The sequence below is a fragment of the Streptomyces panaciradicis genome, from assembly GCF_023516615.1.
GTDB lineage: Bacteria > Actinomycetota > Actinomycetes > Streptomycetales > Streptomycetaceae > Streptomyces > Streptomyces panaciradicis.
In genome coordinates this window covers 135,129-158,177 of the sequence record NZ_JAMGBF010000020.1, presented here as the reverse complement: position 1 = coordinate 158,177, position 23,049 = coordinate 135,129, and the positions used below count along the sequence as shown (strand labels likewise).

Below are 23,049 nucleotides of genomic sequence, written 5' to 3'. Positions count from 1 at the left end.
ACACGGAAAATGGGCTGACGCATGGCCTCCCGGCGGGTAGAACTCCCCTGATGACGACGACCCTGCGGCCGACCGAGCCGCTCCAGCGTGCCGACGACGGGGTGCTGTCGCGCCACTACCAGGTGTGCGTGAACGGCCGCCCCGTGGGCACGGTGCACCTCGCCACGAGTCCCGCCTTCGGCGAGTCGGTGGCCCAGATCCTGGACCTGACCATCGAGGAACCCGACCGCCGGCGCGGCCGGGGCACGGTGGCCGCACTCGCCGCCGAGGAGGTGCTGCGCGGCTGGGGCTGCAAGAGGATCGAGGCGTCGGTTCCGGCAGGCGCCGAGGCGGCGCTCCGGCTGGCGAAGACCCTCGGGTACGTCGTCCGCAACCGTCACATGGAGAAGCCGCTCGGCGCGATCGCACCCGAGCTGCCCGCCGGGAGCCGCGGCCGGCCCATGACCCAGGAGGAGTTCGGGCCCTGGGAGGAGCAGGACAAGGAGAGCTACGCGCAGAGCTGGATCGAGCGCGGGGTGCCCGAGGCGGAGGCGCGGGCCAAGGCCGAGCGGGACCACGCCCTCGCGCTGCCGGACGGACCGGACACCCCGGGAATGGATCTGAGCGTCCTGGAGCACGAGGGGGAGAAGGTCGGCATCCTCTGGATGGGCACCCGCGACGGCAAGGGCTTCGTCTTCAAGGTGGAGTCCGACCCGAACCACCGGGGCCGGGGCCACGGCCGCGCGCTGATGCTCCTGGCGGAGGCCCAGAGCGTGGCCGCCGGCCGCCCCGCGATCCAGCTGAACGTCTTCGCAGGCAACACCCCCGCCGAGCGCCTGTACGAGTCGCTCGGCTACGAGACGATCACCTACCACCTGTACAAGGAACTGCTCTAGACGCCGGTGACGGCCGGCACGCTCACGGGTTCTGGGCGAGCAGCCGGTCCGCGATCTCCTCGATCCGTTCGCGCAGGCCCTCCTGGCCCTTGCCGGCGTCCAGGCGCTCGCCGTCGATGACGTACGTCGGCGTGCCGGTGACGCCGATCGCCTTGCCCTCCGCCTGGTCGGCGTCGACGATCAGGATGTGCCGGCCGTCGATCAGCGCGGTGTCGAACTCCTCGGCGTCCAGGCCGAGTTCGCGGGCGACCTCGACGAGGAAGGACTCGCCCGCGCGGTCCAGCTCCTCCACCCGGCCCAGCACGGCCTCCACGTACTCCCAGCCCTTGCCCTGCTCCAGCGCCTCCTCGGCGGCCTGCGCGGCGGCGAAGGCGTGCTTGTGCTTCTCCAGCGGGAAGTGGCGCAGGCGCAGCTCCAGCCGGTCGCCGTAGCGGGCGCGCAGGGCACGCAGGTCGTCCAGGGCGGTGCGGCAGTCCGGGCACTGGAGTTCGCACCAGACGTCGAGGACGGGGGCGGGGGAGGAGTCGCTCATGGGGACAGTCTTCCAGTCCGGCCCCGCCGGTCCCAATCGGCCGGTACGCCGGTGACCTGCGGGCCCTGCCCCGAACCCCTCCCGGGGAGGCGCCCGGTGACGGCACCTGCGGAGGAGCCGACCCGGAGATCTCCCTGATGTCCGCCGGAGGCATGGCCCGGCGGGGGCCGGTCGGTGCAGGATGGAAGGGAAGGGACGAACCGCCCCTGCCCGATCGAACCGCGCCCTGGAGGACCGGATGATCGCCGAGACAGTCTGTTCCGCCGTGGCCGCGGCCGGCCTGGGCATCGCGGCGGTCACCGCATACCGCAAGCGTTTCCTCTCGGCCGCCCGCATCGCCGCCTACTCGCTGGTGCCCCTCGGCCTGGTGATGACCGGCGTCGTCCAGTGGCTGGCGGACACCGCCTTCAGCGTCACGGCCTGGGCCGGCTTCGCCGTGCTCGGCCTCTCCTGGCTGCTGTTCGCGACGACCCGCGCGGTGGAGCGCCGCCGGGGCGGCACCCGCAAGGAGCGCAGGGAGGCCAGGGCGGCCGAACGGCGCGCGGCGGCCCCCGCGGCCCCCGCGGCTCCCACCGCCTCCGCTCCCTCCCTCGGTCCGGGCACGCGCGCCTCGACCCGGCCGGCGACCGCGCCGCGCGGCGACTCCGCGGACGACTTCAGCGACATCGAGGCCATCTTGAAGAAGCACGGCATATGACCTGCGGACGACGCCTGAAACGTCACAGTGGACCAAGGTGTCGTCCGGAAGTGATCACGCCCGAAACGGGACGTCACGGGATTCGGTGAACTCCCGGTCATTTCGGGTGCCTTGATCGCGCCGAGGGTGCTGTTTGCGCCATCATCGCCGCGAGATGCTGGACACGACACCAAGGGATGCCGCGCCGCCGAAGGACGAGCCGCGCGGGTGCCTCTTCGCCCTTTCCCAGCCACCGCTGATGATCTTCCTTGCGGTGATCGGGTGTCTGCTGCTCATGGCTGCGCTGCACGATCTGCTGCTGCTCTGAGCCGTACCCGTGGTCCCCGGCGTCACCCGTCGGGGACCACGTCGACATCGTCGGACGGGCGCCGGCCGGCCTCAGCCCGCCGCCTCCTTGCGGCGCGCCCGGTACGCGGCCACGTGCAGGCGGTTGCCGCAGGTGCGGCTGTCGCAGTACCGCCGTGACCGGTTGCGGGAGAGGTCGACGAAGGCGCGCCGGCAGTCGGGCGCCTCGCAGCGGCGCAGCCGTTCCTGCTCCCCGGCCACCACGAAGAAGGCGAGAGCCATCCCGCAGTCGGCCGCCAGATGGTCGGCGACGGAGGCACCGGGGGCGAAGTAGTGCACATGCCAGTCGTAGCCGTCGTGGTCCGTGAGCCGGGGAGTGGTGCCCGCGGCGGCGACCAGTTCGTTGATCAGTCCGGCCGCGCTCCGGGCGTCGGGCGAGGCGAACACCGAGGCGAACCGGCCGCGGATCTTGCGCACCGCCGAGAGGTCGAACTCCGACAGCACTCCGACGTCGCTGATCTCGTGGTTTCGTACGAACTCCTCGAGAGCCGGGACGTCCGGCAGCGCGTCCGGCGTCGTGTCGTCCTCCGGCGCGGTGTTCACCAGATCGACCACGGTGTCGAGGGCGCACCGGGTGTCGTGGGTGATCAGCACGTTTCGCTCCCTGGCCTGGGGGGTCGGGCACAAGCCCGCCGATGCTGGCCGATGGTAATGCGTCCCACGGCATGCGGACCGGTGCCGATGGTCACGCGCGGCCGTCAGGCGGGCGGGAAGGGGCGGACGCAGCCCTCTGAGGCGCGGGAGGCGTGGAAGCGGACACGCCGACGCCGTCCCGTGACGAACACGGGACGGCGTCGGCGTGAGCCCTATGCGATTGTTCCGGCCCGAGCCGTCTCCCCGAGTCGACGGCGACGGGCGGCTTGGTGCGCTCTCGGCCTAGCTCTCCGCCAGGATGTGCGAGAGCTCCTGATCGAGATCGAAGTGCCGGTGTTCCGTGCCGGGAGGCACGGCGGCATCCGTCCGCTTCAGGAAGGACTCCAGAGCCCGCGCCGGAGCTTCCAGCAGGGCTTCGCCCTCCGGGGAGCTCAGGGCGATGCACACGACGCCCTGACCGTGACTGCGTGACGGCCAGACACGGACGTCGCCTGTGCCGGTCGGGCGGTGCAGGCCTTCCGCGAGGAGGTCGCGGGCGAACACCCACTCGACGGTCTCCTCGGCTCCGGTGTGGAAGGTGGCGTGCACGGCGTAGGGGTCGGCCGTGTCGTACCGCAGTCCTGCGGGGACAGGCAGGGAGGACTCGCTCGACACAACGAGGCGCAGGTGCAGCTCGCAGCTGACCGTGGTGTTCATAAGCGCCAGGGCCTTTCGCTCAGTGTGCGCTCGGGGATTCGCACGTCGGCGAAATCGACATGCCACCTACGGTGCCGTTGTAAACCCCTCTGAGTGTTTTGCGTGCGTTTACGTAACTCTTCCGGCCGAGAGCTCCTTCGTACGGTACGGCCATTCCGGTGACTGGTTTCCGGTCAGTAAAGTAAGGTAAAGTTTGGCCGTATGGATACGGGGAGTAACCGGACGGGCCGGGCCGGCGGGGAAATCGCCATGGCGCCGGGGGAGTCCGAAGCGGCCGGGATCGAGGCGAGCGAGGTGCGGGACGCGCAGGGGCTCGGCTCCAGGGCGCCGACGTTCATCAAGCGCCGCCGCGCGCTGCATCTGAGCTGGCAGGTCGGCGTCTTCGTCGTCGGGCTCGCGGTCGTCGCCGCCGGCATCGTCATGCTGCCGCTGCCCGGTCCGGGCTGGGTCGTGATCTTCGGCGGCATGGCCATCTGGGCGACCGAGTTCGTCTGGGCCCAGCTGGTGCTCCGCTGGACCAAGCGCAAGGTCACGGAGGCGGCCCAGCGGGCCCTCGACCCCAGGGTGCGGCGGCGCAACATCACGCTGACCGTCATCGGGCTCGTGATCGTCGGCGTCCTGGTCGGCATCTACCTGTGGAAGTTCGGCGTCGTGATGCCCTGGAAGATCGAGGACCAGTGATCTTCACGCGAGGGTGCGGGGCACCGCCTGACATGGGGTAATGTTCTTCCTGTGCCCGGGCGATTAGCTCAGTGGGAGAGCGCTTCGTTCACACCGAAGAGGTCACTGGTTCGAACCCAGTATCGCCCACCCGGAACCGGCGGCCCATCTGCTTCAGTGCAGGTGGGCCGCCGTTGTGTTGTGCGGGCGGCGGGGTGCGGCGCGGGTGTGGTGACCCGCAGGAGTGGGGTGTTCCGGCGGCTGTAGGTCGTTTGTAGGTCGCTGGGGTTGCGGTCTCGCGAGGGGCGGTCGGCGGGGGTGGCGGGGTCGGTCCCCCGGCAATCCGCCGTCGCGGCGCGCGGCCGCCCTCCGCGATGCGCGCCCCCTCGGCGCCGCCACGATGCCCGCGCTCTCGGCACCACCGCGATCCGCGCCCCCTCGGCGCCACCGCGCTGCGTGCCCCCTCGGCACCCCGCGATGCGCGCCCCCTCCGTGCCCCGCCCCACCTCCACCCCCACCCGTTCGACCACGCCTCGTCACCCGTCGCCGGACGCCCCGTCAACCCGCGTTCGCGCGGGCCTTTTTCGGCCGGGCCGCTTTCTCCCTCCCTGGCCCGCCGACCGTTCGGCCACCCGGCCGCACGCCCCTCACCTGCGGAATCGCCCCGCCGCCCGCGTCGGCCGGCCTCCCTCTGTCACCCGGCCTCCCACGAGTCGCCCGAGAAATTCCTGTCCGAATCATTGACGCACCCCGAGCCCCTCCGTAACTTGTGCCAGCAAGCGCTTACTTGAAACGATTCATGCATGCGGCGACGATGCCGGGGAGGCCCGACTGTGGGAACCAGCAGGAATGTTGAGAGGCGTACGATCCTCAAGGCCGCGGGGGCCACGGCGGCGACGCTGGGGCTGGCCGCGACGACCGGGTGCGGAGGAGACAGCGGCACGTCGGCCGACGGGACGGTGACGATCCGTTACTCGTGGTGGGGTGCCGACGAGCGGGCCAAGAAGATCAACCAGACCATCAAGCTCTTCGAGAAGAAGTATCCGAAGATCAAGGTGAAGACGGACTTCCAGGACTACGTCTCATTCTGGGAGAAGTTCCAGACGCAGGCTTCCGGCGGAAATCCCCCGGACGTTTTCCAAAACGCCGTCACATTCCTTCGGAAGTACGACAAGAGAAGTGTTCTGCTCGACCTGAAGTCGCAGATCGACGCGGGCAATCTCAGCCTCGACAACTTCCGCGCGGGCGTCACCAAGGTGGGCGAGGTCGACGGCAAGCAGCTCGGCGTCCCCGTCGGCTCCAACACCATGGCGCTGGTCATCGACAAGAAGGTCTTCCGGAAGGCGGGCGTCGAGCCGGCGGCGGGCTGGACCTGGGACGACTACTTCAAGGCCCTGAAGACCGTCTACGACAAGACCAAGGTCCCCGGCGACACCGGCTACTTCAGCATCATGTACCTGTACGACCTGTACCTGCGCCAGAACGGCAAGGCCTTCTACACCAAGGACGGACTCGGCTTCGACAAGGCCGACCTGACGGAGTGGTGGCAGGACGGCTACAACCGGACGAAGGCCGGCATCATCACCAGCCCGAAGATCGTCGCCCAGGACCGGCCGAAGTCGTCCCTCTCCGCCGGGCACGGCGCCTCGGAGTTCACCTGGGACAACTTCACCGTCCGCTACACGGCCGAGGGCGACAGCGAGTACGGCCTGGCCCCGATCCCGACGACGGACGGCAAGCACACCGGGCAGTACCTCGCCTCCCTGATGCTGAGCGCGTCCGCGCGCACGCAGCACCCCAAGGAGGTCGCCCAGTTCATCGACTTCATGGTCCACGACCCCGAGGTCGGCAAGATCATGGGCTACGACCGGGGCATCCTCGCCTCCACCGAGCAGTACGACGCGTTCAAGCCGACGGACCCCGTCAACAAGGAGATCGCGCAGTACGAGGCCGACACCGCCAAGGCGGGCGTACTCGGCACGATCACCCCGCACCCCTCCGGCGCCGACACCATCGAGGCGGCCTTCCTCCGCATCGGCGGCGACCTCGCCCTCGGCAAGTCGTCGGTCTCCGCGGCGGTGAAGCAGTTCTTCGACGAGTCGCAGGCCGCCTTCCAGGCCTGACCGCACCGCACCGGAACCGATGGGGAAGCACCGTGACGCTCGTCAAGGACTCACCGCCCACCGCCCGCAAGGTCCGCTCCACCGCCCCCGCCGCCGAGAAGCGGCGGGGGCGCCGGGAGAACCTGGCCGGCTACCTCTTCATGTCCCCGTGGATCGCGGGCTTCCTGCTCCTGACCGCGGGCCCCATGGTCGCCTCGCTCTACTTCGCGTTCACCGACTACAACCTCTTCAACACCCCGAAGTGGGTGGGTCTCGACAACTTCACCAAGATGTTCGACGACCCGCGATGGCAGAAGTCGGTCGAGGTGACCGCCAAGTACGTCGTCATCGGCACTCCGCTGAAGCTGCTGCTCGCGCTCGGTGTCGCCCTGCTGCTCGCGCAGAGCCGCCGCGGCCAGGCCTTCTACCGGGCCGCCTTCTACGCCCCCTCGCTCATCGGCGCGAGCGTCTCCGTGGCCTTCGTCTGGCGGTCGATCTTCTCCGACAACGCGATCGTGGACCGCGCCCTGTCCGCCGTCGGCATCCACGCCGGCGGTTGGGTCGGCAACCCCGACTGGATCCTGTACTGCCTGGTCGCGCTGACCGTGTGGCAGTTCGGCGCGCCCATGGTCATCTTCCTCGCCGGCCTCAAGCAGGTGCCGAGGGAGCTCTACGAGGCCGCCGAGCTGGACGGAGCGGGGGCCCTGCGCAAGTTCTGGAGCATCACGCTCCCGATGATTTCCCCGGTGCTGTTCTTCAACGTGCTGCTGGAGACCATCCACTCCTTCCAGATCTTCGGCTCGGCCTACGTCGTCTCCAACACCTACTGCGGTCCGGCCGACGCCACGCTCGTCTACACCTGCTACCTCTACCAGCAGGGCTTCAAGAACGCCCAGATGGGCTTCGCCTCCGCGATGGCGTGGATGCTGCTGATCGCCGTCGCCCTGGTGACCGCCGTCCTGTTCTGGTCGCAGAAGAAGTGGGTGCACTACGAGGAGGACGCCCGATGAGCGCGACCACGACCGAGCCCGCCGCCACCAAACCCGTGGCCCTCGGCCGCCGCCGGACCGGCTCCCTGGCCTGGCACATCGGCGCTCTGCTGATCCTCGCGGTCATCCTGTACCCCGTGCTGTGGGTCATCGGCGCGTCGTTCAAGCCGAGCAAGGACATCATCAACAGCCTCCAGCTGTTTCCCTCCCACCCGGTTCTCGGCAACTTCAAGGGCCTGGCCGACGGCATAGCCGACATCTCCATCTGGACCTTCTTCCAGAACTCCCTGTTCTACGCGGGCGGGGCCGTCGTCGGCATCCTCGTCTCCTGCTCGCTCACCGCCTACGCCTTCGCCAAGATCCGGTTCGCCGGCCGGAACCTGCTGTTCTCCCTGATGATCGGCACGCTCCTGCTGCCGTACCACGTGCTGCTCATCCCGCAGTACGTGATGTTCCAGAAGCTGGAGCTGATCAACACCTACGTGCCGCTGCTGCTGGGCAAGTACCTGGCCACCGAGGCGTTCTTCGTCTTCCTGATGGTGCAGTTCATGCGCAACCTGCCACGGGAGCTGGACGAGGCGGCGCGCATCGACGGCTGCGGGCACCTGCGCATCTACTGGTCGATCGTGCTGCCGCTGTGCCGGCCGGCGCTCATCACCAGCGCCATCTTCACCTTCATCAACGCCTGGAACGACTTCATGGGCCCGCTGATCTACCTCAACGAGCCCGGCAAGTACACCGTCTCCCTCGGCATGATGATGTTCCGCGACTCCGACGGCGTCGCCGCCAACTACGGCGGCCTCATCGCCATGTCGCTGGTGGCGCTCCTGCCCGTCCTGCTGTTCTTCCTCGCCTTCCAGCGTTATCTGATCGACGGCATGGCGACCTCCGGACTGAAGGGCTGAGGCGGTCACCATGGCCCAGGGGCGCCTGAAGGCACGCAAGGAGTCCGTGCTCGCCGAGCGGTTCGCCGTGTTCGCCGAGTGCCTGCTCACCGGGGTGTGGATCGCGGTGGCCTCGCTCGGCGTGGTCACCTACCCTGCGGCGTTCGCGGCCGGCGCACGGCATCTGCGGCGGCGCACCGCCCACCAGGGCGGCGGCTGGCGGGAGTTCGCGGACGACTTCCGTGCGGCCCTGCGCGGCGGCTGGGGAGTGGGGCTCGGCGGGTGGGCCGCGGCGGCGGTGGTCTGGGTGGACGTCCAGGCCGTACGCGCCGGGCTTCCCGGCGGGCCGCTGGTCGGGGCCGTCGGGCTGTTCGCGCTGATCGGCGCCGCGGTCGCCGGGTTGCGGGCGGCGGCGATCTGGGCACCGGGCGAGCGCTGGCGGGTCCTGCTCCGCGCCGCCGGCCGCCGTACCGTCCTCGACCCCGCCGGTTCCTTCCTGCTCATCGGCGGGCTGGCGCTGGTCGCCCTGTCCGCCTGGGTCGTCGCGCCGCTGGCGGTCCCCGTCCTGGGGGCCGTCGCGGCGGCCGCCGTCGCCGTGGAGGAGCGCTACCGGCACCGCTGACGGGCGGTGCCCGCGCACAAGGCCGGCGCCATCGGCGCCGTACCTCTCTCTGTCATGCCCCTGACCAGCTACTCCCCTGACCAGCTGCAAGGAACGCACGCTTCCCGCACGGAAAGGAAAGGCTGAACTCTCATGTCTCCCATCCCCCGCAGGTCCCTCCTCAAGGCGGCCGCCGTCGCCGGAGCCGCCGCGCAGTTCAGCTGGGCGCTGGGCGCCAAGGACGCGCAGGCCGCGCCGAGAGCCGAGGCCGCCGACGCCGATCCGGTGACCCTGGACTGGCTGGAGGACGGCGGCCTCGGCGCCGCACCCGGCTCCACGGTCGGCGTCCCCTGGCCCAAGGGCGTGTACGAGGCCGACCAGACCTTCGCGCTCACGGACGCCGACGGCAAGGCCGTCCCCGTGCAGACGTGGCCGCTCGCGTACTGGCCGGACGGGTCCCTCAAGTGGACCGCCCACGCCGTCAGTTCGGGCTCCGGCAAGCTCACCCTCGCCGCCGGTGACGCGGCCGCCCCCGACAAGAAGGTCACCGTCGACCGGAGCGGCGGCACGGTCGACGTCTCCACCGGCGTCATCACCGTGAGGATCGGCAAGGACGGCTCCACCCTGGTCAAGTCGGTCCGGCGCGGCTCGACCGAGATCGCCAGGAACGGCCGGCTCGTGCTCATCCGCCAGCCCGAGATCGAGGACGAGGACCAGGGCACCGTCAAGGCCGAGCGCTTCGACGGCGCCATCGGCGAGGTCACGGTGGAGCAGGACGGGCCGGTCCGCGCGGTCGTCCGCATCGACGGCAAACACCGCAAGGGCAACCGGAGTTGGCTGCCGTTGTCCATCCGCCTGTACTTCTACGCCGGCGCCGACTCCTTCCGCATGGTCCACACCATCACCTACGACGGGACACAGGAACCCGGCAAGGCGAGCGGCGACTTCATCCGCGGCCTGGGCGTCCGCTTCTCCGTCCCCCTGCGCGACGCGGCCTACGACCGGCACATCCGCATCGGCGGCGAGGGCAAGGGCCTGCTGCGCGAGGCCGTCAAGGGCATCACCGGCCTGCGCCGCGACCCGGGCGCCGCCGTGCAGGCCGCCCAGTACGCGGGGCAGAAGCTGCCCGATCCCTCCACCTGGGACCAGCGGGTCACCACCAGGCTGCAGTACATCCCCGAGTGGGGCGACTACACCCTCGCCCAGCTCTCCGCCGACGGCTTCACCCTGCGCAAGCGCACGAAGAAGGGCTACGGCTGGATCGGCGCCGGCGGCGGCAGGCGGGCCTCCGGCTTCGGGTACGTCGGCGGCGCGAGCGGCGGACTCTCCTTCGGCCTCCGGGACTTCTGGGAGAAGCACCCCGCCCAGCTCGACATCCGCGACGCCCACACCGACGAGGCCGAGGTCACCCTCTGGCTCTGGTCGCCCGAGGCACAGCCCATGGACCTGCGCTTCTACCACGACGGCATGGGCCAGGACACCTACGCCGAACAGCTCGAGGGCCTCAACATCACCTACGAGGACTACGAGCCCGAGTTCGGCACCCCCTACGGCATCGCCCGCACCTCCGAACTGCTCTTCTGGGCCAACGAGTCGACGCCCTCCGCGGACGCCCTCGCCCGGCAGGTCGAGGCCGTACGGACGTTGCCGCAGCTCGCCGCCCCGCCGAAGCAGCTCATCAAGGCCAAGGTCTTCGGCCCCGGCCTGTACTCCGAGCCCGACCGCTCCACCCCGGCCAAGGCGAAGATCGAGGACCACCTCGACTTCCTCTTCACCTACTACAAGGACCAGGTGGAGCAACGCCGTTGGTACGGCTTCTGGGACTACGGCGACATCATGCACACGTACGACACCGTGCGGCATGTGTGGCGCTACGACATCGGCGGCTACGCCTGGGACAACTCCGAGCTCTCGCCCGACCTATGGCTCTGGTACGCGTACCTGAGAAGCGGCCGGGCGGACATCTTCCGCTTCGCCGAGGCCATGACCCGGCACACCGGCGAGGTCGACGTCTACCACCTCGGCAAGTGGGCGGGCCTGGGCACCCGGCACGGCGTCCAGCACTACGCCGACAGCGCCAAGCAGCAGCGCATCGCCAACACCACCTACCGGCGCTTCTACTACTTCCTCACCGCCGACGAGCGCGTCGGCGACCTCATGCACGCCAACGTCGACTCCGACGAGACCTTCCTCGTCCTCGACCCGCTGCGCAAGGTGCGCACCGACCCCTACACGCCCGACCGGCACGCCCTGTCCATCGGCTTCGGCACCGACTGGAGCGGGCTGGTGTCGGCCTGGCTGACCGAGTGGGAGCGCCGGGGACCCAAGTGGGAGAAGGCCAAGGCGCGCGTGTTGTCGACGATGGAGGGCATCGCCGCCCAGCCCAACGGATTCGTCCAGGGCAGCGGGCTGTACGACCTCGACACCGGGAAGTTCGCGGTCGCCTCGGCGCCGGTGGTGTCGGTGTCCCACCTGTCCGCGGTCTTCGGCCTCAACGAACTGTGCGCCGAGCTGATCGACCTGGTCGACATGCCGAAGTTCAACGACGCCTACTTCGACTACTGCCGGTACTTCAACGCCACCAAGGCCGAGCAGAAGGCCCGTTACGGCTCCGACTTCGGAACTCTGCTGCTCTTCCAGGGGCATTCGCGGCTGGACGCGTACGCCGCCGTGCAGACGGGGGACGCGGCGCTGGCGAAGCGGGCGTGGACGAAGTTCTACGGCTCCGACGGGTACACCGAGTCCTCGCCGTGGAAGACGGAGGCCGTGAACGGGCCGATGGCGTTGGTGGCCGGAAGTGAGGCGAGTTGGGTGTCCTCCAACGACACGGCGTTGTACGGGCTGGCCGCGATCGAGAACCTGGCGTTGCTGGGTGACAAGATGCCGTAGCGCCGTCGCGGGGATGGCAGTGGGGAACTGCGGGACCGTTGTGGCTGGTCGCGCAGTTCCCCGCGCCCCTTCGGGGCGCGCCTCAGTGCATGCCTCCCAGGAAATCGCGGAGTTGGCGGGCTTGGGCCAGGCGGCGTTCGTAGGTGGCGCCCACCGTGAGCAGGAGGAGGCCGGCCAGGGCGAAGGGGGCCCAGCGGGGGAGGGCGCCGGTCAACTGGACCAGATACGGCGTCAGTTCGTGCAGGGCGTCCAGGACCAGGACCGAGCCGCCGAGGACCAGCGGAGCCTGGAGCCGATGCCGGGCACCCAGCAGGGTGGTCACCAGGGCCGCGGCGGCCAGCAGGAGGGGACGCACCCAGTGCGGGTCGGCCCAGGCCGCGGCGAGGCTCGGCAGGAGCGTGGCGGCCAGGCCGGGGCCGTACGCCGTCCAGGACGAGGCCCGGGGATCGCGGCGCCTGCGCAGCACGCCCACGACCAGCGCCGGGACGGTCACCGGCAGGGTGTACGCCTCCACCGTGCCGACGTCCCAGGCCGCCAGCCGCACCCAGGCGGCCAGGACGAAGAGGACGGCGGCCGCGTAGCCGACGGGGCGGCGGTCCGGACGTACGGCCGTCCCGGCGGCGAGCACCCCGCACAGGGCCAGCACCAGCGCGAGCATCGGCCGGTCCGCCACCGCGAGACCGATGGCGAGCACGGCGGCGGCGACACCGGACGCCTCGACCGGCACGGTGGCGCGGTGATCGCCGAGGCGCGCGGCGAGCAGGGCCGCGGCCGCCGGCACCGCGAGGACCAGCAGCGCCGTGTGCTGCGGGGCCCAGTCCGCCGCCGCGCCCGTCGCGCAGGCCAGCGCGGTGGCGTGGACGAGGGCGGTCGGCGCGGTCACCGGCGTCAGCCACGGGCGCGGGGACGCCGCCGCGAACAGCGCGGTCAGAGCCGACAGCACGGCGAGGGTGGCCGGCTGGGAGGGCAGGGCGAGGAAGGCGAGGGGGACGGAGGTGCCGACGGCGAGCGTGACCCAGGGCTGCGGGCGGGAGGCTGCCGAAGCGAGGGCGGCGGCGATGAGAAGGCCCGGCACCAACAGAGCTACCAGGTAGGGCAGTTCGAAGGCGGACGGGGCGGTCATGGCGGTCACCCACGCGAGGACCGTGGCACCGGTCAGCGCCCTCGGCCGCCATGTCGTGTCGCGCACCAGCAGAGCGAGTACGACGGCCACCACCGCGGGGGCGAGGAGCAACTGGGTCGGGAAGACCGGCCAGGGCGTGTGGACCGTCACCGCCGCCCGCGCGTCGGAGGGAGCCCCGGACCAGGGCTCCCGCGCCCAGCCCAGCGGGCCGAGGAGCGCGACGACGACCAGGGGCAGCGCACTCACGGTGGCGACCGCCTGCACGGCGCCGGAGGCCCACACGAAACCGCGCCGGACGGCCGTCGGCAGCGGCCCCCGCAACGCCGCCAGCAGCGCGACACCGCAGGCCAGGTACGCGGGCACGGTCCACTCTCCGGGCAGCGGCACCCGCAGCAGGCCGCCGCCGGCCAGCACCAGAAGAAGCGCACCGGCCAGCGCATGACCGAAGGCGCCGCCGGCAGCCCCGGCACCTGTCCCGCTGTCGCTCCGGGCCGACTTCGCGAGGCGCCACGAGGCCGCCAGCGCGATCCCCGCCGCGAGGAGGAGGAGCGCCGCCGCACGGGCGGCGGCGCTCGGGCCGGCTGCGGTCCAGGAGAGCAAGCCGGCCGTCAGGACGCCCCAGCCGCCCGTACCGTACGCGCCGACCATGGCCGTGAGGCGTATGGACGCGGGGGCCGAAGGGGCAGGGCGCAGGGCCGTGAGCGTGTCGAGTCCGGCCGTCACCAGCAGCGCGGCCGCGCAGCCGTACGGTCCGGTCTCGGCCGCCAGAGCCCAGAGCAGCAGCGGGAGTTGGCCGGCGGCCACGGCCGCCGGAACCGGCAGCCGCAGGGCCGACGTGCGCGGCAGCAGGCCGTACGCCGCCCACAGGACCGCCAGAGCCGTCGTGGCGGCCGCCGCGTAGGCCGTGCCGTCCGTTCCCGCGAACACGGTCTCGTGCAGGGCGTACGCGTCCAGCGCCGTCAGTGCCAGCCCGAGCCCGGCCATCGACTCGGCCGTCGAGCGCAGGCCGCGTCGCAGCAGCGGCACCGGCGCCGCGAGGACGCCCAGCGTGAGCACACCGAGCACCGCGGCGCGCCCGGCGATACCCAGATGCCCCCAGCTGACCAGCGTGAACACCATGGCGGCGACGGTCAGCAGCACACCGCCGAGAAGGAGCAGCACGTTCTGCACGCGCGGCGCGTCCGTCTCGGGGCGGGGCGGCAGGGTGTGCGGCGCCGGGGCGCCCGGCGGTCGCGGCACCGCCTGCAGGGTCGCGACCAGCCAGGCGCGGCGGGCGAGCAACTGGGCCCGGCGGTTGTCGAGCTGCCACAGCTCGGCGTCGAGGAGCCGCAACTCCTCGGCCGGTGGCGGAACATGCGTCATGCCACGAAGTGTGGTGCCGGTCACGCGGCACGACATGAGCGCGGGTACTCAGTGCCTACTCAGATCCCGCACGAAAGTACCTGGTGCGGGCAGACTCGTCCCATGGACTGGTCCCACTACCGCTTCCGCAGCCTGTGGCGGCTGACCGCGCCGCCCGCCGTCGTGTACGAGACGCTGGAGCGCGCCGAGGACTACCCCCGGTGGTGGCCGCAAGTCCGCGAGGTCACCCGGCTCGACGACACCGCCGGCATCATCCGGATCCGCTCCGTCCTCCCGTACGACCTGCGGTTCACCGCGCGCGAGACGCGCCGCGACCCCGGGGCCGGCGTCCTGGAGATCGCCATGTCCGGCGACCTCGACGGCTGGGCGCGCTGGACGCTCACGGCGGACGGCACCGGCACCCTCGCCCGCTACGAGCAGGTCGTCGACGTGAACAAGCCGCTGCTCAGGCGGTTCGCGGTCCCGGGGCGGCCGGTGTTCCGGGCCAACCACCGGATCATGATGCGCTCCGGGCGGCGCGGCCTGGCCGCGTACCTGGAAGCGGTTTGAAGGAAACCCGCGGAGACCTGTATGGTTCAGTGCGTTCCCGGGCGATTAGCTCAGTGGGAGAGCGCTTCGTTCACACCGAAGAGGTCACTGGTTCGAACCCAGTATCGCCCACCGGGAGAGGCCGGTCCGCAGCAGCGGACCGGCTTTTTTCATGCCGCCGCCGGCAGCTCCGGGCGCAGCGGCCAGGAGGTGTCCACGATCTCGTCGGTGCCGCTGCGCGCGAACCACGCCTGCAGCCCGCGGGCCTGCGCCGCGTGCCAGGTCGCCTGCAGCGAGTGCAGCTCGGCGGGGGAGAGGCGCTCCAGCCGGGCTGCGAAACGCCGCCCGAGCGCCCGTACGACGTCCAGCGCGGCCAGCGCGTCCGCGGCCGCGTCGTGCGCGCCCTCCAGCGACACCTCGTAGTGCGCGCACAGGTCCGTCAGGGTGCGGCGGCCCTTGCGGTAGCGGTCCAGGTGCTTGTCCAGGACCCTCGGGTCCAGGACCCGCAGCGCCGACGCCTGCAGCCAGCGGTCCAGCGACGAGGCGCGATGCCGGCGCAGCTCGCGGTCCAGCAGCGTCAGGTCGAAGGGCGCGTTCATCACGACCAACGGGCGGTTCATCGCCGCCTGTTCGGCCAGCACCTCCGCTATCTCGTACATCACCGGCGCCGGCCAGCGGCCGTTGCGCTGCAGGTGCTCGTCCGTCAGACCGTGCACCGCCGTCGCCGCCTCGGGCACCGGCACACCCGGGTTGACCAGCCAACGGGTCACCCGGGGCCGGCCGCCCGGCGCGTCCTGGACGACGACGGCGGCCGACACGATCCGGTCGGTCTCCACGTCGACGCCCGTGGTCTCCGTGTCGAAGGCCGCGAGGGGCCCCTCGTACCAGCACGTCATGCCTACCCAACTCCTCCATCACGCCTGGCAGCTGACGTCCCGTCTTCTGCCCGTTTGGTGATACCCGGGCTGTTTGCGCACTACGCCGGAAGGACACAACAGGAGTACGGGTCTTTGCAGTTCAGCGGCCCGCCACGGGGAATCACCTGGCTTGGAAGGCTGTTTGGTCATGGCGATAGCGCAGCCCGAGCGGGGCGGGCTGCTGCCCGAACGCACGGGCCCCCTTCGCGGCACACTCGCCACCACCGCGTGCATGGAGACGCTGCAGGTGGGCTATCTGCACGCCGTCGCCGCGGCGGCCGGCTGCTCGCTGTCGCAGCCGTTCCCGGACAACGGCATCGACTGGCACGTCAGTCACGGCTCACCCGGGCACACCGTCGACGACGAGGTGACCATCAAGGTGCAGCTGAAGTGCACCTACCAGGTGCCGCCCAACCCGCCGGGCCGCTTCTTCTCCTTCACGCTCGACAACGACCATCTGCGCAAGCTCGCGCGCACCCCGGTCTCCGTGCACAAGATCCTGGTCGTGATGCTCGTCCCGCGGACCCAGGACGACTGGCTGAGAGCCAGCCACGACCGCCTCGACCTGCGCCACTGCTGCTACTGGGTCAACCTCGCCGGCCACCCGGTCACCGGCCGCACCCGCACCACCGTCCGGATTCCGACCTCACGCATCTTCGACGACCGAGCGCTGTGCGAGATCATGACGCGGGTCGGGACGGGAGGCAGACCATGACGCACCGCCCCCTGGAGGAGACCGTCCGACCGGTGCGGCCGCACCCCGACGACATCGCGGCCGCCGCCTGGCACCGCGCCCCCGAGCCGGGCGAGGTCGACCCCGCCGTACTCGCCGCCCTGCTGCACCGGCACGGCTGGCAGCGCCGCGGCGGCGCCGCCGGACGCTACGGCCGCTGGACCCCGCCCGGCCCCGGCGGCAGCGGCACCAGCCTCCTGGTGCCCGTGAGCCGCGCCTTCCCCGACAGTGACGACCTGCTCGGCGAGGCCCTTCTCGCCCTGACCCGCAGCGGCACCCCCTCCGCCCGGGAGGTCCTGGTCGGCCTCGCCGTGCCCAGCGACGAGATCCGCTGGTGGCGCGACGTACCCGCCGGTCCAGCCGACACCGCGCCCTGGACGGTCGAGGAGCAGCTGCGCTCCGCCGCCCGCCAGATGCTGCTCGCCGCCGCGCTCGCCACCCGCGCTCGGGCCGGCTACTACGGCGCCCGGCACCGCCGCCCCGCCGCCGCCCTGCTGGAGAGCGTCCTGGTCGGCCCCGCGACCGGCGGCGGACGGCTGGCCGCCTTCGTGCCCGTCGGCACCGGCCGGCCCCTCGCGGTCCGCCTCCACCAGGCCCTGTACGCGGCCCGGGAGGCCATCGACTACCGGCGGGCCACCGGCGGCATGGACGCCTTCGACGGGGCGGTCGAGGCGGGCGTCAGCCGCGAGCTGACCGAAGCGCTCATCGCCCTCGTGCGCGGCACCGAGGGCGCCCGGATCGCCGTCGAGTGGGCGCCCGCCGCCGGGGTGCCCGAGGACTGCGGGGCGGGCGTCGAGCCCGTGGAGTTCTCGCCGGGCGACCTGCCCGTGCTGCGCGAGGCCGGCGCCCGCTTCCTGCGCGACGAACCGTCCGTGCCGGTCCACGTCACCGGAGCCGTGATCCGGATGCGCAGGTCCGGGCCGCGTGGCGAGGGCAGCGTACGGCTGCGGGTGCTCGCCGGCGCCGACATACCGCACGTCCGGATCACCCTGGACGAGGAGGACTACCGCATCGCCGGGCACGCCCACCTCGTGGGACTGCCGGTGCGGGTGCGCGGCCGGCTGGAGAGCCGGGGCGGCTTCCGGCGGCTGACCGGCGCCGAGGGCGTCGTACCGGTGCAGGTGGACGACGCGGAGCGGGACCGGCTGATGAAGGCGCTGCACGAGAACCTCGACTTCTTCGAGGAGGCGTGCGGCGGCGAGGAGTGCGGCTGAGCGGCTGCGCCGATGACCGTTTCGCGGTCGGCGGGTCGGGGTCGGTACGATCCCCCTCATGCGCGCGCTCCTGGTATGGCGCCGCACCCACCTTCAGTCAGGAGAGACCGGTGTCAGACGTCCGTGTGATCATCCAACGCGATTCCGAGCGGGAAGAGCGCGTGGTGACGACGGGCACTACGGCCGCCGAGCTCTTCGCCGGCGAGCGCTCGATCATCGCCGCACGCGTGGGCGGGGAGCTGAAGGACCTCGCCTACGAGGTCCGCGACGGGGAGACCGTCGAGGGCGTCGAGCTCTCCTCCGAGGACGGCCTGAACATCCTGCGCCACTCCACCGCGCACGTCATGGCGCAGGCCGTGCAGGAGCTCTTCCCCGAGGCCAAGCTGGGCATCGGCCCGCCGGTCAAGGACGGCTTCTACTACGACTTCGACGTGGACAGGCCCTTCCACCCCGATGACCTCAAGGCCATCGAGAAGAAGATGCAGGAGATCCAGAAGCGGGGACAGAAGTTCTCCCGCCGCGTGGTCACCGACGAGCAGGCCCGCGAGGAGCTGGCGAACGAGCCGTACAAGCTCGAACTCATCGGTCTCAAGGGCTCCGCCGCCTCCAGCGACGACGGCGCGGACGTCGAGGTCGGCGCCGGCGAGCTGACGATCTACGACAACCTGGACGCCAAGACCGGCGAGCTGTGCTGGAAGGACCTCTGCCGCGGTCCGCACCTGCCCTCCACCCGCCTCATCCCGGCGTTCAAGCTGATGCGCAACGCGGCCGCCTACTGGCGCGGCAGCGAGAAGAACCCCATGCTCCAGCGCATCTACGGCACCGCCTGGCCGTCCAAGGACGAGCTGAAGGGCTACCTCGACTTCCTCGCCGAGGCCGAGAAGCGCGACCACCGCAAGCTCGGCAGCGAGCTCGACCTGTTCTCCATCCCGGAGCAGATCGGCTCCGGCCTCGCCGTCTTCCACCCCAAGGGCGGCATCGTCCGCCGGGTCATGGAGGACTACTCGCGCCGTCGGCACGAGGAGGAGGGCTACGAGTTCGTCTACACCCCGCACGCGACCAAGGGGAAGCTCTTCGAGACGTCCGGGCACCTGGACTGGTACGCCGACGGCATGTACCCGCCCATGCAGCTCGACGAGGGCGTGGACTACTACCTCAAGCCCATGAACTGCCCGATGCACAACCTGATCTTCGACGCGCGCGGCCGCTCCTACCGTGAACTGCCGCTGCGCCTGTTCGAGTTCGGCACCGTGTACCGGTACGAGAAGTCGGGCGTCGTGCACGGCCTCACCCGCGCGCGCGGCTTCACCCAGGACGACGCGCACATCTACTGCACCCGTGAGCAGATGTCGGAGGAGCTCGACAAGACGCTCACCTTCGTCCTCGGCCTGCTGCGCGACTACGGCCTGACCGACTTCTACCTGGAGCTGTCCACCAAGGACCCGGAGAAGTTCGTCGGCTCCGACGAGGTGTGGGAGGAGGCCACGGAGACGCTGCGCCAGGTCGCCGAGAAGCAGGGCCTGCCCCTGGTCCCGGACCCGGGCGGCGCCGCCTTCTACGGCCCGAAGATCTCCGTCCAGACCAAGGACGCCATCGGCCGCACCTGGCAGATGTCGACGATCCAGCTGGACTTCAACCTCCCCGAGCGCTTCGACCTGGAGTACACCGGCCCCGACGGTTCCAAGCAGCGCCCGGTCATGATCCACCGCGCCCTGTTCGGTTCGATCGAGCGGTTCTTCGCGGTGCTCCTGGAGCACTACGCGGGCGCCTTCCCGGCCTGGCTGGCCCCGGTGCAGGTGGTCGGCATCCCGATCGGCGACGCGCACGTGGAGTACCTGCAGAAGTTCGCCGCCGAGGCCAAGAAGAAGGGCCTGCGCGTCGAGGTGGACTCCTCCTCCGACCGGATGCAGAAGAAGATCCGCAACGCCCAGAAGCAGAAGGTGCCCTTCATGGTCATCGCGGGCGACGAGGACATGGCGGGCGGCTCGGTGTCCTTCCGCTACCGCGACGGCTCGCAGGAGAACGGCATCCCGTTCGACGAGGCCATCGCGAAGATCGTGAAGGTCGTCGAGGAGCGGGTGCAGGTCTGACGACCGACCGGCACGAAGGCCCCCGGGAGCTCAGCTTCCCGGGGGCCTCTCGTCGTCCTCCCGCGCGAAGACCTGGAGCAGCCAGGAGGCGAACGTGCCGGTCACCGCGCCCAGCAGGGCCAGGCCGACGGCCATCATGCCGACCGCGATCACCCGGCCCATCGGTGTCACCGGGACGACGTCGCCGTAGCCGACGGTGCTGAGGGTGGCGCAGGCCCACCAGACCGCGTCCCCGAACGACTTCATGGTCGTGCCCGGAGCCCCGCGTTCCTGCTGGTAGACGGCGAGCGCGCCGGCGAAGCCGAGCAGCACCGTGGAGAGCCCCGAGTAAAGGATCACGCGCGCGTGCAGCGCCAGCCGCGGCTTGCCGTGCCGGCGCTGGACGGCCTCGTAGACCTTGACGACCCGCAGGGGGCGCAGCAGCGGCAGGACCACCACCACCCCGTCCAGGGGGTGCTTGCGTACGAAGCTCAGCCCCTGTCCGCTCAGGTGCCACAGCACCGCGTAGTTGACGGCGAACAGGACCCAGGAGGCCAGCAGCACCGCGAGGGCCACAGCCTGCAGCAGGTCCGTCAGGCCGGGCGCGAGGACGCGGACGGCATAGGCCGCGAGAAAGGCCAGCGAGGCGACGGCGAGCGGCAGCTCGGTGCGCTGCTCCCAGCGTTCTTGGCGAGTGTCATCGTCCACGAGCCCAGCTTGGCGCGGCGGGCTTTTCCCACAACCCCGCCGACACGCCGCGAACGGGCGACGCCATATGCTGCACTGCATGACGAGTGAGCCGGAGCAGCAGTGGGGAGTGGGCACCCAGGACGCCTTCCAGCGTCTGTGGACGCCCCATCGGATGGCCTACATCCAGGGCGAGAACAAGCCGACCGGCCCCGGGGCCGACGACGGCTGTCCCTTCTGCTCCATCCCGGCGAAGTCCGACGAGGACGGGCTGGTGGTCCGGCGCGGCGATCAGGTCTACGCCGTCCTCAACCTCTACCCATACAACGGCGGCCACCTCATGGTCGTCCCCTACCGTCACGTCGCCGACTACACCGACCTCACGGACGCCGAGACGGCCGAGCTCGCCGCCCTCACCAAGCAGGCGATGACGGCTCTGCGCACGGCCTCGGGCGCCCACGGCTTCAACATCGGCATGAACCAGGGCTCGGTGGCGGGCGCCGGCATCGCGGCCCACCTCCACCAGCACATCGTGCCCCGCTGGGGCGGCGACACGAACTTCATGCCGGTGGTCGGCCACACCCGCGTCCTGCCCCAGCTCCTGGCGGACACCAGGAAGATGCTGGCGGACGCCTGGCCGGAATCCAGCCCGTCCGGCGCTTGAGGACGAGGCCGAAGGCCGAAAGGGGGGTCTGGGGGCGCAGCCCCCAGAGACGCGCACCCCCACCCGCACCGAGACCCGGCCGAACCGCCGGAGGCTCACGCGTCGTACACGTCGGCCTTCCGCGGCGTCGGATCCTGCACCTGCGTGCTCAGGAACGCCGACCTCGTACCGAACTTCTCCGTGTCCACGCCGTTCTCCTGCAGCACCCGTATCGCCGCCGAGTGCACCACCCGCAGCACCGGCGTGGCAGCGCGCAGCGCGTCGTCGGCCATGAAGCGGTGCCGCCAGGGCTGATCCGCCCACGCGTGCCGCAGGCCGAACGGCTCGGGCAGGGCTATCGTGCCGCCGAGCCAGTTCAGCAGCGGCGGGTACCAGGAGAGCGGGGCGCGCACGGCCAGCCGGACGACCTCGTCGGTGTTGACCAGCGGGAGCGACACCTTGCGGGTCTCCCACGGCTTGAGCGACTTCTGGACCTCCTTGGACGGCGCCTCGGGCTTGCTGGTGAACAGGCCGTTGACGGGGCCCAGCGCATGGCCGGTGACCTCGATGCGCAGCGTCTGGTGCAGCACGGTCACCGTGATCATCATCGTGATGACCAGCTGGCCGTCCCAGAGGGTCCACTGCACGCCCAGGTAGTGCCGGTCGCCGGCGCCGAACTGCTGCTTGTTGCAGATGTCCTGTATGGCGTGCGACTTGACCTGGAAGGCCTCCACGTCCGTGCCCTCGGGCCGGGAGACGGCCTTCGCGCCCTCCGCGATCGGCGTGACGATCCAGTGCCGTACGGACGGGGCGGGGAAGCCGCCGGTGTTGATGGTGTTGCGCTCCAGCATGCGCAGGTCGTCGTGGATCGCCCTGATCACGTCCCAGCTGCGGAACGGGTGGATCTCCCGGCTCGGGTCGGCCGCCACCAGGTCCTCGGCGAGCTGCCAGCTGCCCCAGCGCGTGCCCATGCCGAGGATGCCCTTCGGCCCCGCGTAGAACACGGAGTTGGACTGCTGCTCGGCGGCGAGCCGGGCCAGCGACTGGCGCAGCGCGTCCGCCTTCGTCTCACCGGGGCTGGTGGGCACCGCCTCGGGCACCTTGGCGCCGATGCTGCTGCCGGCGAGCAGGCTGTCCCAGCGTCCGCGCAGATCCTTCGCCGTGCGCTCGCAGATCTGCTTGGCCCAGAACCAGCCGATGACGGGCATGACGACGCACGCGCGCGCGTACAAGGCCCAGAAACCGGTGAACGGCATACGGATCAGGAAGATCACCGCGAGGGCGCCCACGGCCACCAGGAGCGTCGTGCCCAGCGCGCCGGCCCGCCGGTCCGCACTCCGGGCGACCGCCATGCGGATCTGGAAGACCAGCAGCCAGACGAGCAGGCCCGGCAGGAACAGCACGCCGCACAGCACCATCACGATGGACAGCATCTGGTCGCGGGCCTTGCGGATGTTGTTCGCCGCGAGGGCGTGCTCCACGGCGACCTGCGGCTCGGAGCCGAAGGACTGGATGAGCGGCTTGCGGCCCGGCCCCAGCATGCGGTCGACGATCGCCCGGGAGAAGGCCTCGCCGAGGTTGGGCCGGAACAGCCGCGCCCGCCCCGGCTTCACGTCGGTCTGGTGCCACTCGTTGTCGGCCTTCTTGATGTCCGCCACCGGGTTGTCCCGGTAGGCCGCCGAGGCCAGCGCGAACGTCGCCGTCTGGCTCTCGTCCCCCGTGCGCGGCACCTGCGGACCGAAGATGTCCCCATAACCGCTCTCAACGGTCATTCCCGCCCCCGATCGCCGCCGCATACCGCCTCTGCGGCTCTTCCCGACTTCCGTGCTCCGCACACCTGTTGATCAGGTCATCTCGCAGATGCGTTGATTCGACCACGAGTTGATTCGACGACGCGTCGATCCGACGA

21 protein-coding genes and 2 tRNA genes are annotated in these 23,049 nt (G+C 71.0%); 16 read left to right on the top strand and 7 right to left on the bottom strand.

What is annotated here, in order from left to right:
• Nucleotides 1-50 precede the first annotated feature (50 nt).
• A complete protein-coding gene (locus M8J74_RS09475; protein ID WP_249835948.1) occupies nt 51-875 on the top strand; it encodes a GNAT family N-acetyltransferase in 825 nt (274 codons plus the stop codon).
• A 22-nt stretch (nt 876-897) separates the two neighbouring features.
• On the opposite strand, the gene M8J74_RS09470 is transcribed toward M8J74_RS09475, so the two are convergent.
• Nucleotides 898-1,407 carry a DsbA family protein gene (locus tag M8J74_RS09470; RefSeq protein ID WP_249835947.1) on the bottom strand — a complete coding sequence of 170 codons (510 nt, stop codon included), beginning with the start codon at nt 1,405-1,407 and terminating at the stop codon, nt 898-900.
• A gap of 238 nt (nt 1,408-1,645) precedes the next feature.
• On the opposite strand from M8J74_RS09470, the gene M8J74_RS09465 reads away from it, so the two are divergent.
• Together M8J74_RS09465 and M8J74_RS09460 are read left to right on the top strand one after the other, a co-directional pair.
• On the top strand, nt 1,646-2,104 hold the full coding sequence (locus M8J74_RS09465; protein WP_249835946.1) for a hypothetical protein: 459 nt from the start codon (nt 1,646-1,648) through the stop codon (nt 2,102-2,104).
• Between the two features lie 154 nt (nt 2,105-2,258).
• Nucleotides 2,259-2,411 (top strand): hypothetical protein, encoded by a 153-nt coding sequence (locus tag M8J74_RS09460; protein WP_203237754.1) that lies wholly within the window; start codon nt 2,259-2,261, stop codon nt 2,409-2,411.
• Between the two features lie 71 nt (nt 2,412-2,482).
• On the opposite strand, the gene M8J74_RS09455 is transcribed toward M8J74_RS09460, so the two are convergent.
• Both M8J74_RS09455 and M8J74_RS09450 read right to left on the bottom strand, forming a co-directional pair.
• On the bottom strand, nt 2,483-3,043 hold the full coding sequence (locus M8J74_RS09455; RefSeq protein ID WP_142150554.1) for a CGNR zinc finger domain-containing protein: 561 nt from the start codon (nt 3,041-3,043) through the stop codon (nt 2,483-2,485).
• Nucleotides 3,044-3,325: 282 nt separating this feature from the next.
• Nucleotides 3,326-3,739: an SsgA family sporulation/cell division regulator gene (locus tag M8J74_RS09450; RefSeq protein WP_004002642.1), complete on the bottom strand. Its 414-nt coding sequence runs from the start codon at nt 3,737-3,739 to the stop codon at nt 3,326-3,328.
• Between the two features lie 201 nt (nt 3,740-3,940).
• On the opposite strand from M8J74_RS09450, the gene M8J74_RS09445 reads away from it, so the two are divergent.
• The 7 genes from M8J74_RS09445 (at nt 3,941) to M8J74_RS09415 (ending at nt 11,864) form a co-directional block, all read left to right on the top strand.
• The gene (locus tag M8J74_RS09445) at nt 3,941-4,420 is read left to right on the top strand and encodes a TIGR02611 family protein (RefSeq protein WP_249835945.1); all 480 of its coding nucleotides are present in this window, start codon (nt 3,941-3,943) and stop codon (nt 4,418-4,420) included.
• A gap of 57 nt (nt 4,421-4,477) precedes the next feature.
• Nucleotides 4,478-4,549, top strand: a tRNA-Val gene (locus M8J74_RS09440).
• A 683-nt stretch (nt 4,550-5,232) separates the two neighbouring features.
• Nucleotides 5,233-6,522 (top strand): ABC transporter substrate-binding protein, encoded by a 1,290-nt coding sequence (locus M8J74_RS09435; RefSeq protein ID WP_249835944.1) that lies wholly within the window; start codon nt 5,233-5,235, stop codon nt 6,520-6,522.
• Nucleotides 6,523-6,554: 32 nt separating this feature from the next.
• Nucleotides 6,555-7,511 carry a carbohydrate ABC transporter permease gene (locus M8J74_RS09430; protein ID WP_249835943.1) on the top strand — a complete coding sequence of 319 codons (957 nt, stop codon included), beginning with the start codon at nt 6,555-6,557 and terminating at the stop codon, nt 7,509-7,511.
• Nucleotides 7,508-8,395, top strand: coding sequence for a carbohydrate ABC transporter permease (locus M8J74_RS09425; protein WP_249835942.1), 888 nt, complete (start codon nt 7,508-7,510; stop codon nt 8,393-8,395). Before M8J74_RS09430 ends, M8J74_RS09425 begins: the two co-directional genes overlap by 4 nt.
• Nucleotides 8,396-8,405: 10 nt before the next feature.
• Nucleotides 8,406-8,996, top strand: coding sequence for a hypothetical protein (locus M8J74_RS09420; RefSeq protein WP_249835941.1), 591 nt, complete (start codon nt 8,406-8,408; stop codon nt 8,994-8,996).
• A gap of 132 nt (nt 8,997-9,128) precedes the next feature.
• Nucleotides 9,129-11,864, top strand: a complete 2,736-nt coding sequence (locus M8J74_RS09415; protein ID WP_249835940.1) for an exo-rhamnogalacturonan lyase family protein — start codon at nt 9,129-9,131, stop codon at nt 11,862-11,864.
• An 82-nt stretch (nt 11,865-11,946) separates the two neighbouring features.
• On the opposite strand, the gene M8J74_RS09410 is transcribed toward M8J74_RS09415, so the two are convergent.
• Entirely contained in the window at nt 11,947-14,349 is a 2,403-nt protein-coding gene (locus tag M8J74_RS09410) for an SCO7613 C-terminal domain-containing membrane protein (RefSeq protein WP_249835939.1), read from the bottom strand.
• A gap of 102 nt (nt 14,350-14,451) precedes the next feature.
• Here M8J74_RS09410 and M8J74_RS09405 point away from each other — a divergent pair, with 102 nt between their 5' ends.
• Complete coding sequence (locus M8J74_RS09405) at nt 14,452-14,898, top strand: SRPBCC family protein (RefSeq protein ID WP_249835938.1); 447 nt, start codon at nt 14,452-14,454, stop codon at nt 14,896-14,898.
• A 39-nt stretch (nt 14,899-14,937) separates the two neighbouring features.
• A tRNA-Val gene (locus M8J74_RS09400) sits at nt 14,938-15,009 on the top strand.
• Between the two features lie 38 nt (nt 15,010-15,047).
• Here M8J74_RS09400 and M8J74_RS09395 read toward each other — a convergent pair.
• Nucleotides 15,048-15,773 (bottom strand): 3'-5' exonuclease, encoded by a 726-nt coding sequence (locus tag M8J74_RS09395; protein WP_058926465.1) that lies wholly within the window; start codon nt 15,771-15,773, stop codon nt 15,048-15,050.
• 169 nt (nt 15,774-15,942) lie between these two features.
• Here M8J74_RS09395 and M8J74_RS09390 point away from each other — a divergent pair, with 169 nt between their 5' ends.
• The 3 genes from M8J74_RS09390 to thrS all read left to right on the top strand — a co-directional run bounded on the left by M8J74_RS09390 (nt 15,943) and on the right by thrS (nt 19,831).
• Nucleotides 15,943-16,509, top strand: coding sequence for a DUF4365 domain-containing protein (locus M8J74_RS09390; protein ID WP_058926466.1), 567 nt, complete (start codon nt 15,943-15,945; stop codon nt 16,507-16,509).
• Nucleotides 16,506-17,741, top strand: a complete 1,236-nt coding sequence (locus M8J74_RS09385; protein ID WP_249835937.1) for a hypothetical protein — start codon at nt 16,506-16,508, stop codon at nt 17,739-17,741. The genes M8J74_RS09390 and M8J74_RS09385 overlap by 4 nt, the downstream gene beginning before the upstream one ends.
• Nucleotides 17,742-17,851: 110 nt before the next feature.
• Nucleotides 17,852-19,831 carry a threonine--tRNA ligase gene (thrS, locus tag M8J74_RS09380; protein ID WP_249835936.1) on the top strand — a complete coding sequence of 660 codons (1,980 nt, stop codon included), beginning with the start codon at nt 17,852-17,854 and terminating at the stop codon, nt 19,829-19,831.
• A 30-nt stretch (nt 19,832-19,861) separates the two neighbouring features.
• On the opposite strand, the gene M8J74_RS09375 is transcribed toward thrS, so the two are convergent.
• Nucleotides 19,862-20,518 carry a potassium channel family protein gene (locus tag M8J74_RS09375; RefSeq protein WP_058926469.1) on the bottom strand — a complete coding sequence of 219 codons (657 nt, stop codon included), beginning with the start codon at nt 20,516-20,518 and terminating at the stop codon, nt 19,862-19,864.
• 67 nt (nt 20,519-20,585) lie between these two features.
• Here M8J74_RS09375 and M8J74_RS09370 point away from each other — a divergent pair, with 67 nt between their 5' ends.
• Nucleotides 20,586-21,161 (top strand): HIT family protein, encoded by a 576-nt coding sequence (locus tag M8J74_RS09370; RefSeq protein ID WP_249835935.1) that lies wholly within the window; start codon nt 20,586-20,588, stop codon nt 21,159-21,161.
• A gap of 95 nt (nt 21,162-21,256) precedes the next feature.
• Here the strand turns inward: M8J74_RS09370 and M8J74_RS09365 are convergent, their stop codons facing one another.
• The gene (locus M8J74_RS09365) at nt 21,257-22,912 is read right to left on the bottom strand and encodes an AbeC-like domain-containing protein (RefSeq protein WP_249835934.1); all 1,656 of its coding nucleotides are present in this window, start codon (nt 22,910-22,912) and stop codon (nt 21,257-21,259) included.
• Nucleotides 22,913-23,049: the final 137 nt, after the last annotated feature.